This is a genomic window from Paenibacillus athensensis, from assembly GCF_004514475.2.
Taxonomy (GTDB): Bacteria; Bacillota; Bacilli; order Paenibacillales; family NBRC-103111; genus Paenibacillus_AL; species Paenibacillus_AL athensensis.
Window position 1 is genome coordinate 45935 of sequence record NZ_MYFO02000013.1, and the last position, 14340, is coordinate 60274.

Below are 14340 nucleotides of genomic sequence, written 5' to 3' on the forward strand. Positions count from 1 at the left end.
CCTCTTCCGAATAAAGTTTCAACTCGTTTGGTTCTGCTGTCCCTGTACTCTGTTGAGAAGAGCGTCCAACCGTTCAAATTGCTCTTCCTTGGCATCGAGGAACGATTGCACCCACCGGTCCAATTCTGCTAACTGTTCCTTCCTTACCGTAAATATCCGCCGATTCGCCTCGGCCTGGACGTTGACGAGTTTGGCATCGGTAAGCACCCGGAGATGCTTTGACGACTGGGGCAATCGGAGTCCGAGCCGGTCGGCAATTTCCCCGAGTGTGAGGGCGCCTCCATCCCGTAACAGTTCCATGATATTCAAACGGGTTGGTTCAGCAAGGGCACTTAGTGTTGCCGAGTTCATTGAGCCTGTCTCCTTTCCGATTCGGTACCTGAATCACGATCGGCTTACCATAATCAAGATATCACGGAACCTTGTTTCCTTCAAGGGAAATTTCATATAAAGTAAAGTTAATTAGGATTAACCAACTTTCAGATGGTAAACTGTCATCCGGATTCATGAGACAGGCGCAGAGGCGTGACCCAATAACTGTGGCACCTCGGCCAACTCCCTTCGAGGACATTATCGCAAGAATGGTAAAGTTACTGGCAATTTGGGAAGAGATCGAAGCACCCAAATGGATTACAATGAAAAGTAGAGATTCGAACATTGCCTTCCTACCGTGTTGCCTGCCATCGTCATCTCACTGGTTATGACAAGGCGTTGGTAGTCAAGCGTGTTCATTTATTTTCCATTCAGTGATGTACGAATAGTAACCATCGGGACAGCTGCGAGGAAGCAGCTGTTCTATCCTACTTTCGCCTTAGCGATGATACGGAGAACCGTATCACAAATAACGGCAAGATCTCAGAAGGGGAATCTGCTGCTTAAATAGAAATATGATACAAAACGCGATTTTGCATGGAGCAAGTCTCTACCTGTCGCAGACCCCTCTTTTGTTTAAAATTAGGGAAGGAGAATGACTGGATGGTGATTTCAAGATCAGTCATGGAGTGGTTACTTGATTCTGACCCTTCGATCCGTTGGCAAGTCATGCGCGATCTGATTGGTGCGTCCGCAGATGAGGTTGCAGCCGAACGTGCACTGGTCGCCACCAAGGGAGTCGGCGCTCGATTGCTTGCTCTTCAACAGGCCGACGGGTCGTGGGCTGGCGCGGCATGGAACCGAGGGTGGGATTCCACCATGCATGTCTTGTCGCTGTTGAGAGAATTAGGCCTCGATCCCGCAAGCGAGGCGGCAATTCGAGCGGTGAGCCTGGTCCGCGATCAAGTGAAGTGGAGGGGATGGGGCGAGGACGGAACGTGGCGGGGAGGGGAATGGGAAGGCATTCCCTTCTTCGCAGGTGAGGTAGAGCCTTGCATTAACGGCCAAGTGGCGGCGGGCGGTGCCTATTTCGGCCAGAATGTTCAGCGAATCGTCGATCGTCTGCTTAACGAGCAACTGCCTGACGGTGGTTGGAACTGCGAGGCTCATAACGGCTCACTGCACTCTTCGTTTAACACAACGATCTGTGCGTTAGAAGCGTTGCTAGAATACGAACTGTCCTTTGGAAGCAAGGCTGAGGTGACGGAGTCTCGCCTGCGCGGGCAAGAGTATCTCCTCGATCGCAGACTCTTCAAGAGGCTGTCTACAGGAGAGGTGATCGAGCGAGACCGCAAAGGCGGGACGGTCTGGATGCGATTCTCCTTTCCGACTTGGTGGCACTACGACGTGCTGCGGGGACTCGAGTATCTGCGCAAAGCCGGCGCTACGCCAGACGAGCGTGTAGCTGAGGCGATTGAATTGGTGGAATCGAAGCGGAACAGTGAAGGCCGGTGGCTTCTCGAGTACCAGCACCCCGGCATGATGCCGGTCGAGCTGAATGAGGGGGAGGGACAAACGAGCCGGTGGATTACACTGCGGGCCTTACGTGTGTTGAACTGGTATTTAGCGGGGAACACATAACTTGCCGTTACAGACAGCGCGGTGAACCTTACCATAAGTAACGGCAAGTTTTTTGGGTAAAACGCGCAGCAGGCTTGTAAAGGCGCTTTGCCGGGCATGGGTCGGGAAAGGCCTCTTATGGATGAAAAGTCGGGTCAAATTCTATCTCGATGCCAGCGACTTTGCGCCTGTCCTTCATGTGGACTTGCTTGAGCCTGTACACCTGAATATCGCCAAGATTGAACTTTTCGGCAAACTCGACTGCGCGGCAGAGAAACTCGCCGCTGTCGCTGCTCAATCCTGCAAAGTTCAGGCTGAACAGGTCGTCGCCCGCTTCCAGCAAACCACTCGGTCCGTGCCGGTCGAGCCGAAACGCTTCTTCCTCGTTAAGCTTGATAAAGTGTTTGGTACTTATCAATTATTTGGAGACAGGCACTTCACTCATCAGGGCATGTACATTTTGGTCTGGGTCATGAAAGAACGCCATCCAAGTTGCTGTTTGCCCCATCTCAGCGATTTTGTGTGGCTTGCCTAAAAATTGTACATTCCGATTGACTAATGTTTCATACGCAGAGTTGATGTTGTCAACTTTGAAATAGAACACAGAACTGGGATGATCGAACTTGGGGTCTTCGGCAATGCCCAGTAAAATTTGAATGCCATTACAATCGAAAAATGTCATGTTGGGAATCTGAAACAACAGGTTCAGGCCTAACGTCTCTTGGTAGAATCGAGTAGCAACTTCCATGTCATGTACACGAATTGAAACTTGTCCAATACCTTTAATTTGAAATTCTGTACTCATTGATTATCTCTCCCTTGTAGCATTGTGCTTTCCACGTAGTAAATGTAACATGTGTTCATCCAACAGTGCTTTGCCAAAATCACTTTTTTCTAAACACCTGGGGAGAAAAGCCAGTTCTTTGTTTAAAAACCTTGTTGAAGGAAGAGACATTTTTGAAGCCCATACTCGAACTAATCTCTGTTACACTGCTCTCAGTTTGAGAAAGAAGACGTTGTGCTTCAAGTATTCTCTTTTCGATGATGAACTGGTGAGGTGTCTTTTTGAAGAAATGACGAAAGTTGCGAATCAGATGGTTTTTGGATATACATGAGACTCTCGAAACTTCTTCAAGTGACACGTTTTGGTTGTAATAAGCATGTAAGTATTCGTATGCTAGTGTCAACCGCCGAAATAGTTCTTCCCTAGTTGCTGGTCGTATTCCTGGGAGTGCATCGATTTCTTGAGAAATTTTCAGGTGAACGTTAACTAATGCTTGCATTAGATTTTGATACTGTTCATCGACCCAGAGATTCTCACTACCGAGCACAGGCAAGGACTTCTTAAAGTTTTCGATAATTGGAGTTATCAAATGACTATGCTGGTATGACTTTGTGTAAAAATGCAATGGGTGTTTTGATTCCGAAAATGGATCGTCTAAGCTCTTCTCTACTCCTAGATGAATTTCGCTGTGAAATTCATCAGCGAAGCCAGCCTTAAAAAATACGCAAAAGGATTCGACTTCTGTTTCTGATTCAATTGCAATCGCGTAGTGCTCCCCTTCGTTTAGAAGAAGGTAGCTATCACTTTCAACTGCGTAATGTCCAAGTTTTGTTTTGTAATAGGCGCGACCATTACGAAATGTCTTTATGGAAAGTGGTCCTGTACCATCCCAATGATGAATTTTACTACGTGCTTGTAGGACGAAGTTTTGCTGGAACAAAGGGAATTTGGAATTGGCCATTTATGAATCCACCCCTTTCCAGATTTCATCTTTCTTAGTTCAAGATTCTACAATAGGCTAACGAATTCCTTTACAGAGAAAAGCTTGCCGTTACAGACAACGCGGTGAACCGTACCATAAATAAAGACAGACCACGCATGGTCCCACATGTCATTTTAATGATATAATATCATCAGAATAATATCATCCAAGGAGGATGTACGATGAATATTAAACCATCGACTTCAATAAGAAATGACTACAATAATTTTTCCAAGTATTGTCATGAATTGGATGAACCCGTAGTTTTGACACGGAACGGGGAAGCGGATTTAGTTGTGATGAGCCATGAAGCCTACCGGCGAATGGAAGCTCGCATCAAACTCCAATCCAAACTGCTGATCGCCGAGAAGCAGATTGCTGAGGGAGAACCACTACTGGACCACGAACAAGTGATGGCAAGGATGCGGAGGAAAATAGATGCTGCCACAGAGTAAAATCACCTATTCTCCGGCAGCAGTCGATGATTTCGATGAAATATTCTCTTATATCTCCGCGAACGATATTTCCGCCGCAGACAAGCAGTTGCAAAAATTGGACCACCACCTATCCAAGTTGGCGGAATTTCCCGAGATGGGCTCCGTTTTGTCAGAGGACGATTATACACTCGTTCAACGAGGCTACCGTTTTATCGTGGTGAGTCCCTATCTGATCTTTTACCGGATCATTCGAAGCAATGTGATTATTCATCGCATCTTACACGGACGTAGAGATTATCTTCGCGAACTATTTGGCTCGTATGACTGAAAAGCAATCCTAATTAAACGCTATCGTTAAACGTTACCGCCCCTTCGCCCGCTTCCACGTCTCGTGCAATGCCAACGTTTTGTTCCACAGCGCTTCGCGCTCCAGCGCGCTGTAGCGAACCAGCTTTTCGCCGAACACGTCCCCGAGCACACCGAGCCAATCGGCCATTGTGCGCAGCTCCGTCGCTTCCATTCCCTGCGGCCCGCGCCGGTTCCACATGCAGCCGCGCAGCTCATTGCTGCCTGTCGCATGGCGCTGGCGGACCAAAAACAGGTTGATCCACGGCGAATCCGCTGAGGTGCTGTACATCTCATGCTGCCGCTCGAACGCCCCTGGCCCGGGCACAACGTCCGGCGCATAATCGACGCCGCTGAAAGCGCCAAGCGGATCATGCACAAGCCGCCAGCCGTTATCCGCTTCGCCGGAAGCGGTCAAGCCGTAGGTCAGCGGCCCTTGGGCATAATCGCCGAATTGCATCGGCAGCGGCTCGTAAGGCATATCGCCCAGCCCGACGTCGACGAGCCAAATCCGCTCGCCGGGCGGCTCCTCGGGCAGCTCAACGGTCATGCCGAGGTGAAAGCCGTTGATGCGCGGAGCTTCTCCCTTAGGCTGCACCCCGCCCCTGTGCCAGCGAACCTGATAACCCAACGTCCGCAGCAAAGCCCCAAACGCGCCGTTCAGATGAAAGCAGTAGCCGCTCCTCCCTCCGGTCATCAGCTCGACCGATTGGCGCACGTCAATCGCCGCCGGACGTCCGGCAAAAATATCGATCGTCTCCCACGGCAGCCGTTCCACATGAGCGCGATGCAGCTCAAACAAAAACGCGCGGCTCGGCGGCTGCGCTTCGGCTACGCCCAGCCGCTGTAAATACGCCCTTACTTGCTCCTCAGTCAGCATTCGCATCCTCCCTTTCCTGTCGCGGTGCTCCGTCACCGTCCGGCTGCGCTTTGGCAAACTGCGTCTTATACAGCCGGGCGTACAGCCCGCCGCGGGCCAGCAGCTCGCTATGCGTGCCGCGCTCGGCGACGGCTCCGGCCTCGATCACCAGAATGTGATCGGCGGCCAGCACCGTCGAGAGCCTGTGCGCGATCACGAGCGTCGTCCGCCCGCGCATCAGCTCCTCGAGCGCAGCCTGCACATAGGACTCGGATTCCGAGTCCAGATGCGACGTGGCTTCGTCGAGGATGAGAATACGCGGGCGCTTGAGAATCGCCCGCGCCACGGCGAGCCGCTGCCGCTCGCCGCCGGATAGCCGATGGCCGCGCTCGCCGACCATCGTGTCATAGCCTTCGGGCAGCCCGGCTATGAAATCGTGGATGTAGGCCTGGCGGCACGCGGCCTCCAGCTCGTCCTGCGTCGCATCCAGCTTCGCAAAGCGCAAATTTTCGCGGATGGTGGCGTGAAACAGGAACGATTCCTGTGTCACGTACGCGATTTGCGCGCGCAGCGAAGCGAGCTGGACGTCGCGGACGTCCATGCCGTCGATCCGCACCGTGCCGGATGACGGATCGTACAGACGCGCGATCATGCCGATCAGCGTCGATTTGCCCGCGCCGCTCGGGCCGACGAGCGCGAGCATCTCGCCCGGCTTCGCCGTCAGCGAGATGTCGCGCAGCGCGGGCTGGCCGGGCCGGTACGCGAACGAAACGTTCTCGTAGGCCACGTGCCCGCGGACGGTCGTCAGCTGCGGCGCGCCGGGCTTGTCGAGGACATCCGGCTGCATGTCCTCATATTCGAAGATGCGCTGGAACACGCCCAGCGCCGTGGCGAACTCGACCTGCAGGTTGAGCAGCGTCCCGACCGGCATGTACAGCCGGCCCAAATACGCGGTAAACGCGACGATTTCGCCAATCGACATCCGGCCGGCGATCACCGAATAGCCGCCGTAAATATAAATGATCGCTGTGCCAAGCGGCCCCAGCACATTGATGGCCATGCCGAACCAGCGGCCGACCAGATTGAGCCGCAGCTCCAGCTCCATCACCTTGTCGTTCAAGGCGCGAAACTGCGCCTCCTGCTCGCGCTCCCGGCCGAAAATACGGGTCAGCAGCGCGCCGGATATGCCGAAAAACTCGCTGAGCTGCGCGGAAATGTCGGCTCGCACCTTTTGCGTGTCACCGCGCAGCCGCTTGCGTACCGCCGATACCTTGCGCACGGGCAGCACGAACAGCGGCAGCACGACCGCGGAAATCAGCGCAAGCTTCCAGTCCAGCGCAAACAAAATGCCGATGCTCGTCGACACGATCACGATTTGGGTGATCGAGGAAACGACCAGCGAAGAGACGACATTTTGCACCGCTTGCACGTCGCCTGTCAGCCGCTGCACGATCTCACCGGAGCGCGCGTCTGTAAAAAATGCCATCGACTGCCGCTGCAAATTGTGAAACAGCGTCTGGCCGATATCACGGATAACGCCTTGCGACATGCGTGTATTCAAATGGTTTTGCCATACGCCCAGCACGCCGCTGAGCACGGGCAATCCGATCATCATGGCCGTCAGCTCGACAAGCAGCCGCACATTGCCTTGCGGCAGCGCCTTGTCGATAATATCGCGCATCACCAGCGGCGGGAACAACCCCAGCACAGCCGCCAGCAGCGCAAGCCCGATAATGACGCCGAGCTGGCCCCAATACCCGCGGAACAGCGTTGCCACCCGGCGCAGGGAGACATCCTTGAGCTTGGCTTTTGCGCGGCCTGGCTTATCCAAATCTCCTCCGAATCTCATAACAACCTCCTTACGACAGCTTGGGAACTCCAGAGCGGGCAACACGCATGACGAAGATGGAGTACGGAGCTTGCAGCCCGCCCGCGTATTACGTCAGGGAGCCCGGTCCGCACACCGCAATTTGCATTCGGGCGGGGACAACTACCGGACGCCAGCACACCGCACTAGCATTCGGGCGGGGACAGCCGCCGGACGGCCAGCACACCGCAATTTGCATTCGGGCTGGTACAGCCGCCGGACGGCCAAGCACACCGCACTAGCATTCGGGCGGGGACAGCCGCCGGACGGCCAGCACACCGCAATTTGCATTCGGGCGGGGACAGCCGCCATACAGCCAGCACTCCGCACGGGCATTGCACGCGATTCCGATTGCATTCACCGTCCGCATCCCGACCGCCGCAACCGCTGCGATGATAAACCTGCCGCCCTATCCCCTGCCCGATCCTGCCCGTTTAGCGCTCCCTGATCGCAGCCAGCGGAAAAGCCGCCTGCACGGCAGCAACGATTTCTTCGGCCATGACCATCACCCGGCGCAGCGACGTCGTTTGCAAAATCGTATATTGCTTCGGCCCGTCGGCATTCACAATCGCGGCAATCGTATAATCGCCGACCGGCGGCAGCACCTTGCCGACCGATTTTCCCGGCGACAACGGCTGGTTCGACACCTGGAACAGTCCGACGGACAGCGCCTGCCCCAGACAAGCGTCGATGGCGATCACTGTGCAAGTCGGCGGAATTTCCGCGAGTCGCTGCGGCAAATTGCTGGCATCGCAGGGCAGCTCCAACGTGCCGATGACACGCGGATATCCGGCTGCTGCCAAGCGCGAGCCGACAAGCGGCCCCAGCGCGTCGCCCGTCGAGCGATCGGTGCCGATGCAGACGAACGCCAGCGCCTCCGGGACCAAACGGCGCTCGGCCGCGATGCCGGCCAGAAAGGCGGCAAGCTCGCCGCCTTTGATTTTTTTCCAATAACGAGCTTCTCCCGACAACAGGGTTCCCTTCCCTTCGCACTCCTCTTTGCGGCAATTGCCCGCCGGCTCGGACGAGTGGTATAATGCGAGCAACTTCTATTTTTCCATATGGAGGTGCTTCATGTCCATCATGGGCATCCTTGCAATGGTCGTCTTGCTGTATTGGCTCGCCATGCTGGCGCTCGCCTCGCGCGGGCTGCAGCACATGCACGAGCTCCCTACAGCAGCTCCGCCCGCCGACCGGCCCGCCGACAAGCTGCCGCTGGTGTCGGTCATCCTCGCCGCCAAGGAAGAGGAAGGCACGATTATGGACACCGTGCGCCACCTGCTGTCGCAAACGTATCCGCGGCTGGAAATTATCGCCGTGAACGATCGTTCGCAGGACCGGACAGGTAGGCGGCTGGAGGAGCTTCGCCAATGGTCCGCCGATAAGCGCCAGATTCGCACGCCACTGCAAATCATTCATATCACGCAGCTGCCGCAGGGCTGGCTGGGCAAAAATCATGCGCTCTACCAAGGCTATCTGCAAGCCAAAGGCCAATATTTGCTGTTCACGGACGCCGATATCCGCTTTGCGCCGACCGCGATAGCCGACGCCATGAGCTATGTGCGCGCTAACGGCATCCAGCATTTGACGCTGGCGCCTGACATGATCGCCAAAAGTCGGCTCCTGCGCTGCTTTGTCAACCTGTTCCTGCTGTCGTTCTCACTGTTCGTGCAGCCGTGGCGGGCCAATCGGGACAACAGCCGCAAGCACGGCATGGGCATCGGAGCGTTCAATCTGATCACTCGCCAAGCGTATGAAGCGCTCGGCACCCATCGCGCCATTGCGATGCGTCCGGACGACGATCTGCAGCTCGGCATCGCCGTCAAGCGATCCGGCTTCCGCCAGCGCGTGCTGGCCGGCAAACGCGTGCTGCAGGTGGAATGGTATCCGACGCTGCGCAACGCTGTAAGCGGGCTCGAAAAAAATCTGTTCGCCGGCTTTGGCTACAGTCTGCTGCAGGTGACCGCAGGCGTGCTGGGCCAGCTGCTGTTTTTTGTCTTCCCTTGGCTCGGGCTGCTGCTCACCGGAGGCTGGCGCGCAGCGGCGTTTGCCGTGGCGGTGATCGTCCAGATTATGCTGTACCGCCGAATTACCCGCGTCATGACCGGGCGTGGCGGCGAAGAAGCCTACCTGCTGCCGGTCGGCGCGGCGCTGCTCGTTTTTGTGATCGTTCGCTCGGTCGGTCTTGCGCTGCGGCGCGGGGGCGTGATGTGGCGCGGCACCTTTTATTCGCTCCGGGAGCTGCGCGGCAAGCCTCCGCGCTAGCGCTTCATTTTCCGGTTCAGAAACCCGATATTCGTTTATAAATGATTAAATCTCTTACGAAAGGCAGGTCCGCTCTTATGCACATTCCTTTCGCTTCGTTCCGCTCCCGGCTCACGGCCGGAGCTGCGCTGCTCGGCTGCCTGCTGGCCGCCTACTCCCTGCTGCCTGCAACAGCGGCTGCCCGCGCCAATTCGGTGCAAAATCTGTCGAAATCGATTTCCTACAACGGCAAAACGTATGCCGTCAAATATGTCGCGGTCGATCTGACCGATCCGTATTTGCGGGTCAAGCCGGTAACGGCAGAGGACGGCATCGGCCACGTTGAGGATTTCTCGTCGATGATGGCCCGCAATCACGCAGTTGCCGGCGTGAACGGCGCTTTTTTCGATTCCTATGAAAAAGACGACAGCCGCCGTTACCCGAACGGTCTGCTGGTCAGCTCCGGCGAGCCGGTCCATTCGGGCATCAACTCGTCTTTCCTCGTGCTGCCGGACAAGACGGCTGCGCTGGCTACGCTCAAAACGTCGCAGGACGTCACCGTGCTCCACAGCGGGGCTTCGCCCTACACGTTTACGGCATGGGGAGTCAATAAATATTACGGCGAATCGGTCATCGATCAGGTCGTCTGGTATACCCGCGATTTTGGCACGCGCGTCGATTTCCCCAATACGACCAAGGTCGTCATCCGCGAGCATCGCATTACCGAAATTACGCAAGCCGGCGTGACCATTCCCGAGGACGGCTACGTCTGCATGGTCGGCAACAGCACCAACAATAAGACGTATATCGTACCGAGTCTGCATATCGGCGATACGATCAATATCAAGCCGACGTATACCGATTCCGATACGGGCGTTTCCGGCCCGCTAGGGGCCATTGACGCCGCTGTTGGCGCAGGTCCGCGCCTGCTCAAAGACGGCGCCGTCGATATCGATTTTGCCCGCGACGGGTTCACCGATCCGAAAATTACGACGCAAGCGAACGGCCGCAGCTTTGTCGGCATCGATGCCTCCGGCCGCATGGTCATCGGCACAATGTCGTCGGCGACGATTCGCGATATGGCGCAGGTGCTGCTCAAGCTCGGCTTGACCGATGCGATGAATCTCGACGGCGGAGCCAGCTCGGCGCTGTATGCGAACGGTTCGGTGCTGACGGCTCCCGGCCGCTTGCTGAGCAATGCCTGGATCGTGGAGAAAAGCGATACACCGCAAATTCAAATTGCAGTTAATGGAAGCTTTGTGCACGAATTCCGGGGTTATCTGCAGCATGAGACGACGATGGTGCCGCTGCGGGGGATTTTGGAGCGGATCGGTGCGGAGTTTGCCTGGAATGGCGATACGCGCACGCTGACCGTGGCCTATAACAGCAATCAGCTGACGCTGCACCCTGGCGACAGCACCATGCTGCACAATGGACGCGGCGTGGCGCTGCCGGAAGCGCCGACGATCGTCGACGGCCATATTTATTTGCCGCTGCGCACGGTCACCGAAGCGCTCGGCGCACAGATCGCTTGGGACCCGGAGCTGTACCGGGCTTCGTTGGCCATTCCGTAGCAGGCTGGACCGGCAGGCGCTGATCCCGGCTCGCTTGCTTGTTGCCGGGTGCGCCCGGCAGTTGTCAATGAATCCGGTTGATACGGAAAATCCGGTAATACAATTCGCCGCTGCCTTGCTGCTCGACATCCAGATAACCCTCAACGTTGACATGATCGCCCTGCATCAGCATCGCGGCGTTAGGCACGTCCTGCGTGGTTAAAAACAGCATGGCTGCTTTCTCATCGCCGATCACAAAGCCGAGCTGCTCGCTGACCCGGAACTTGTCCAGCACATGACCGCGGTGCGAACGGGCGATATGGTGAAACTTCCACGTCTCCCGATCCTTGTGAAGCACATACAAGACGCGGTTTCTGTGCCCATTGCCAAACTCGCGCGTAACGCCCAGCACGGCAACGGCGCTGCCGAGCATAAAAAATTCATCGATTTCGTAGCTTTTCAGCTGCAATCGATGTCGGTTGGTCTCGTCGACATACGCCTCCATCTCCTCGATGGTGCGCAGGTCGGCGGGATCTTTTTTCGTTGCGTAAAACACTTCACGGATATACGTATCGGTCTGCAAGCCTCGCGATGCTTTGAAGCTGCTATAATTCTGAAAATATTGATGGACCACTTGAGCTATATCGGATGGAATCGTCGACTCCACGTTGTCGGTCAACGTATCTGAAGCGCGGACGCTTTTCCTGACTCGTCGAATCCACATCTTCCACACTCCCAGATGCATGGCGATGGATGTTCACCCTTTCTCCCGGAAGAACCTGCTGCACAATCGCTTCGAACGATCGTCCGTTTGTACCTTTTCCATTATAGGCCAAAATCCGAAAAAATTCGAGATAAGAACCGGAAATCGGCGTAAAATAGACAGCGTGTTTCCGCTTTGTTCGACACCGGAAGCAGAGAAATATAAAAAATAATTGTTTTTTTGACGAAAAAACACCTCCGCTGCTGCGGACCCGTTTTCCCTTCGTTCGACCTGCGTTCCGAACTCGACGGCCTCCAATGCGTATGAATAGACAAAATAAAAAATCCTTGCGATCCGCAAGGATTTACGTCCCACTATGCAAGTGTAAGCGGGTGATGGGAATCGAACCCACGCTACCAGCTTGGAAGGCTGGAGTTCTACCATTGAACTACACCCGCAAGGTGAGGTGAAACTGTATCGGGACGACACGATTTGAACATGCGACCCCCTGGTCCCAAACCAGGTGCTCTACCAAGCTGAGCTACGTCCCGACGTATAAAAAGTTATGAATGGCGTGCCCAGAGAGATTCGAACTCCCGACCTTTTGATTCGTAGTCAAACGCTCTATCCGGCTGAGCTATGGGCACATCTTATGGAGCGGAAGACGGGATTCGAACCCGCGACCCTCGCCTTGGCAAGGCGATGCTCTACCTCTGAGCCACTTCCGCATGGGGTGATTTCTCCGTCGCTTTCGGGCTTGTTCCTCCGAGGCGACAAGGAATATCTTATCATGTATTTCAGTAACTTGCAAGCTTTTTTTTAAAATCTTTTTTGGGGGCTTGCGTACCCGCCGACGAGCGGCTGCCCGCTCCCGCCCCGCTCTTGCTTGGTCGCTCAACATCGCAAGAGAAGAACGTTTTTTATAATAGCAGAAAATGTTTGAAGATACAACTGGGATTTTTTAACCGATTGGGCGGTATGCAGCGGACGCCGGAAACGGGCCGGATTCAGCCCGAAACTCCAGCCTTCCAAGCGGGTCGTCCCTTCCCCTCCTCGCGCGAAAAAAATGCAGCGAGACGTTCCGGCAGGCCGTCGACAGCCACCGGCGCGCCCAGGATAACGCCAGGCTTGCGGAATCCACACCGCACGCATCTCGCGGAGCGCAGCACTGGCCGTGCGGCGGCTGTCAGCCCCGCTAACGGCACATCCAGGATGACGCCGAACTTGCGTAAGGTGTGGCTTGGCCCCTTTTCCGCGCAAGCATACAGCCAAATTATGAGAAGCGGCGCCAACGCAGCACGATTTTGACCAGCCAGTACCCGGCAAGCAGCGAAAACGCCGCGAGCAGCCACACCGGCTTGTGCAGCTGATTCAGCAAATGGTGCCACTGATGGCCGAATTTATGGCCGAGCATGACCAGAATCATAATCCAAGCCAAAGCGCCGAAGCAGGATAACCCCGCAAACCTCGGCAGCGGCATCCGGCTCGCGCCGGCAATAAAGGGCGATGCGTGCCGCAGCCCCGCTACATAATAACCGAGCATAAGGATCAGCGAGCCGTAGCGGCTGAATACGTCGCTCCATTTGAGCAGCCGCTCCTTGGGCAGATGCACCCAGCGCGTCACGCGGCTGAGCCGTTCCAGGCCGATCGTCCGGCCCAGCGTGTAGTTGACGAGCATGCCGACGCAGGCGCCAACCCAGGCGCAGCAGATCACGCCCGGCAGGCTGAGGTGGGCCTTGAGCGCCAGAGAGCCCGCCCCCAGCAGCATCAGCTCAATCGGAATCGGCAAACCGACGATGCCGACGAGCACGACGACGAAGAGGCCGGCGTAGCCGTAATGCTGAATCAAATGAAGAACTGTATGGCTCATCGTGGTTCACCGCCTTGTGGGAAAGTTAGCGCCGGCGCAGGACGCAGGCTTGTCAAGGGCTTATCTCTCAGTATATTCTCATGAAATTCTCAGAATGATCGCAAAGCGCGCGTTGCACCGGGCTTTTTTTGCCCGCTGGAAACTTTCAGGGGATTTGCGCTGTGCTACAGTAGTGTCAGGTGGCCGACCTCGAACACACAACCCTAAGGAGGAACCAATCATGAACAACAACAACAACATGAAGAAGAACCGCCTGGGCCGCATGTTCCTGGGCATGACACTGAGCGTATCTTTGATCGCTGCATCCAGTCTGACGCTAGGCGCAAGTTCGGCGCACGCCGCTGCAGCGCCGCAAGCAGCCGCTACGAGCACGTCATCGAAGGCCAGCAGCATTATCGCCACCGGTGAGCGCTACATGGGGGTTCGTTATCAATACGGCTCACAAGCCTACAATACAAGATCTTTTGACTGCTCATCGTTCACGCAATACATTTTTGCGAAAAACGGCATTTCGCTGCCGCGCTCGTCGCAGCAGCAATCCAAGGTGGGTCACTACGTATCCCGCAGCCAGCTGCAGCCGGGCGACCTTGTCTTCTTTTACTCGCCGATTCACCATGTGGCCGTCTATATCGGCAACGGCAAAATTTTGCACACGTACGGCTCTCCCGGCGTGACCATTTCCAGCCTGAATTCCGGCTGGTGGTCGACACACTATGCGACAGCTCGCCGCGTGCTATAGTCCGGATGACGGATGTTGTATCCGG

At 55.8% G+C, this 14340-nt stretch carries 15 protein-coding genes and 4 tRNA genes; 6 read left to right on the plus strand and 13 right to left on the minus strand.

Annotated features, from left to right (window positions below; genetic code table 11):
- Nucleotides 1-18 precede the first annotated feature (18 nt).
- Nucleotides 19-351 carry an ArsR/SmtB family transcription factor gene (locus B5M42_RS20155; protein ID WP_134753506.1) on the minus strand — a complete coding sequence of 111 codons (333 nt, stop codon included), beginning with the start codon at nt 349-351 and terminating at the stop codon, nt 19-21.
- A gap of 624 nt (nt 352-975) precedes the next feature.
- Between B5M42_RS20155 and B5M42_RS20160 the strand changes: the two genes are divergently transcribed.
- Nucleotides 976-1953, plus strand: coding sequence for a prenyltransferase/squalene oxidase repeat-containing protein (locus B5M42_RS20160; protein ID WP_134753508.1), 978 nt, complete (start codon nt 976-978; stop codon nt 1951-1953).
- Between the two features lie 115 nt (nt 1954-2068).
- Here B5M42_RS20160 and B5M42_RS20165 read toward each other — a convergent pair whose 3' ends face one another.
- From B5M42_RS20165 to B5M42_RS20175, 3 genes are all read right to left on the minus strand, one after another.
- Nucleotides 2069-2275 (minus strand): hypothetical protein, encoded by a 207-nt coding sequence (locus B5M42_RS20165; protein ID WP_230633046.1) that lies wholly within the window; start codon nt 2273-2275, stop codon nt 2069-2071.
- A 75-nt stretch (nt 2276-2350) separates the two neighbouring features.
- On the minus strand, nt 2351-2737 hold the full coding sequence (locus B5M42_RS20170; RefSeq protein ID WP_134753512.1) for a VOC family protein: 387 nt from the start codon (nt 2735-2737) through the stop codon (nt 2351-2353).
- 79 nt (nt 2738-2816) lie between these two features.
- Entirely contained in the window at nt 2817-3677 is an 861-nt protein-coding gene (locus tag B5M42_RS20175; RefSeq protein ID WP_134753514.1) for a helix-turn-helix domain-containing protein, read from the minus strand.
- 203 nt (nt 3678-3880) lie between these two features.
- Between B5M42_RS20175 and B5M42_RS20180 the strand changes: the two genes are divergently transcribed.
- Both B5M42_RS20180 and B5M42_RS20185 read left to right on the plus strand, forming a co-directional pair.
- Nucleotides 3881-4153: a type II toxin-antitoxin system Phd/YefM family antitoxin gene (locus tag B5M42_RS20180; RefSeq protein WP_134753516.1), complete on the plus strand. Its 273-nt coding sequence runs from the start codon at nt 3881-3883 to the stop codon at nt 4151-4153.
- Complete coding sequence (locus B5M42_RS20185; protein WP_134753518.1) at nt 4137-4463, plus strand: type II toxin-antitoxin system RelE/ParE family toxin; 327 nt, start codon at nt 4137-4139, stop codon at nt 4461-4463. Before B5M42_RS20180 ends, B5M42_RS20185 begins: the two co-directional genes overlap by 17 nt.
- Nucleotides 4464-4496: 33 nt before the next feature.
- On the opposite strand, the gene B5M42_RS20190 is transcribed toward B5M42_RS20185, so the two are convergent.
- The 3 genes from B5M42_RS20190 to yyaC form a co-directional block, all read right to left on the minus strand.
- Nucleotides 4497-5366, minus strand: a complete 870-nt coding sequence (locus B5M42_RS20190; protein ID WP_134753520.1) for an arylamine N-acetyltransferase family protein — start codon at nt 5364-5366, stop codon at nt 4497-4499.
- Nucleotides 5350-7188 (minus strand): ABC transporter ATP-binding protein, encoded by a 1839-nt coding sequence (locus tag B5M42_RS20195; RefSeq protein ID WP_134753522.1) that lies wholly within the window; start codon nt 7186-7188, stop codon nt 5350-5352. The genes B5M42_RS20190 and B5M42_RS20195 overlap by 17 nt, the downstream gene beginning before the upstream one ends.
- 452 nt (nt 7189-7640) lie before the next feature.
- Complete coding sequence (yyaC, locus tag B5M42_RS20200) at nt 7641-8177, minus strand: spore protease YyaC (protein ID WP_230633048.1); 537 nt, start codon at nt 8175-8177, stop codon at nt 7641-7643.
- 103 nt (nt 8178-8280) lie between these two features.
- On the opposite strand from yyaC, the gene B5M42_RS20205 reads away from it, so the two are divergent.
- Together B5M42_RS20205 and B5M42_RS20210 are read left to right on the plus strand one after the other, a co-directional pair.
- Complete coding sequence (locus tag B5M42_RS20205; protein ID WP_134753524.1) at nt 8281-9471, plus strand: glycosyltransferase; 1191 nt, start codon at nt 8281-8283, stop codon at nt 9469-9471.
- Between the two features lie 77 nt (nt 9472-9548).
- Nucleotides 9549-11024 (plus strand): phosphodiester glycosidase family protein, encoded by a 1476-nt coding sequence (locus B5M42_RS20210; protein WP_167689960.1) that lies wholly within the window; start codon nt 9549-9551, stop codon nt 11022-11024.
- A 64-nt stretch (nt 11025-11088) separates the two neighbouring features.
- Here B5M42_RS20210 and B5M42_RS20215 read toward each other — a convergent pair whose 3' ends face one another.
- The 6 genes from B5M42_RS20215 to B5M42_RS20240 form a co-directional block, all read right to left on the minus strand.
- A complete protein-coding gene (locus tag B5M42_RS20215; RefSeq protein WP_134753528.1) occupies nt 11089-11727 on the minus strand; it encodes a hypothetical protein in 639 nt (212 codons plus the stop codon).
- Nucleotides 11728-12093: 366 nt separating this feature from the next.
- Nucleotides 12094-12164, minus strand: a tRNA-Gly gene (locus tag B5M42_RS20220).
- 19 nt (nt 12165-12183) lie between these two features.
- Nucleotides 12184-12257, minus strand: a tRNA-Pro gene (locus tag B5M42_RS20225).
- Nucleotides 12258-12276: 19 nt separating this feature from the next.
- Nucleotides 12277-12353, minus strand: a tRNA-Arg gene (locus B5M42_RS20230).
- A gap of 6 nt (nt 12354-12359) precedes the next feature.
- Nucleotides 12360-12434 (minus strand) — tRNA-Gly (locus B5M42_RS20235).
- Nucleotides 12435-12979: 545 nt separating this feature from the next.
- Nucleotides 12980-13576, minus strand: coding sequence for a DedA family protein (locus B5M42_RS20240; RefSeq protein WP_134753530.1), 597 nt, complete (start codon nt 13574-13576; stop codon nt 12980-12982).
- Between the two features lie 220 nt (nt 13577-13796).
- Here B5M42_RS20240 and B5M42_RS20245 point away from each other — a divergent pair, with 220 nt between their 5' ends.
- Nucleotides 13797-14315: a C40 family peptidase gene (locus B5M42_RS20245; RefSeq protein WP_230633050.1), complete on the plus strand. Its 519-nt coding sequence runs from the start codon at nt 13797-13799 to the stop codon at nt 14313-14315.
- The last annotated feature ends 25 nt before the right edge of the window (nt 14316-14340 follow it).

What these genes read in the sequence shown, in the direction of transcription:
- B5M42_RS20155 (WP_134753506.1), bottom strand. Translation starts at nt 351, where the DNA reads ATGAACTCGGCAACACTAAGTGCCCTTGCTGAACCAACCCGTTTGAAT.
- B5M42_RS20160 (WP_134753508.1), top strand. Translation starts at nt 976, where the DNA reads ATGGTGATTTCAAGATCAGTCATGGAGTGGTTACTTGATTCTGACCCT.
- B5M42_RS20170 (WP_134753512.1), bottom strand. Translation starts at nt 2,737, where the DNA reads ATGAGTACAGAATTTCAAATTAAAGGTATTGGACAAGTTTCAATTCGT.
- B5M42_RS20175 (WP_134753514.1), bottom strand. Translation starts at nt 3,677, where the DNA reads ATGGCCAATTCCAAATTCCCTTTGTTCCAGCAAAACTTCGTCCTACAA.
- B5M42_RS20180 (WP_134753516.1), top strand. Translation starts at nt 3,881, where the DNA reads ATGAATATTAAACCATCGACTTCAATAAGAAATGACTACAATAATTTT.
- B5M42_RS20185 (WP_134753518.1), top strand. Translation starts at nt 4,137, where the DNA reads ATGCTGCCACAGAGTAAAATCACCTATTCTCCGGCAGCAGTCGATGAT.
- B5M42_RS20190 (WP_134753520.1), bottom strand. Translation starts at nt 5,366, where the DNA reads ATGCGAATGCTGACTGAGGAGCAAGTAAGGGCGTATTTACAGCGGCTG.
- B5M42_RS20195 (WP_134753522.1), bottom strand. Translation starts at nt 7,188, where the DNA reads ATGAGATTCGGAGGAGATTTGGATAAGCCAGGCCGCGCAAAAGCCAAG.
- B5M42_RS20205 (WP_134753524.1), top strand. Translation starts at nt 8,281, where the DNA reads ATGTCCATCATGGGCATCCTTGCAATGGTCGTCTTGCTGTATTGGCTC.
- B5M42_RS20210 (WP_167689960.1), top strand. Translation starts at nt 9,549, where the DNA reads ATGCACATTCCTTTCGCTTCGTTCCGCTCCCGGCTCACGGCCGGAGCT.
- B5M42_RS20215 (WP_134753528.1), bottom strand. Translation starts at nt 11,727, where the DNA reads ATGTGGATTCGACGAGTCAGGAAAAGCGTCCGCGCTTCAGATACGTTG.
- B5M42_RS20240 (WP_134753530.1), bottom strand. Translation starts at nt 13,576, where the DNA reads ATGAGCCATACAGTTCTTCATTTGATTCAGCATTACGGCTACGCCGGC.
- B5M42_RS20245 (WP_230633050.1), top strand. Translation starts at nt 13,797, where the DNA reads ATGAACAACAACAACAACATGAAGAAGAACCGCCTGGGCCGCATGTTC.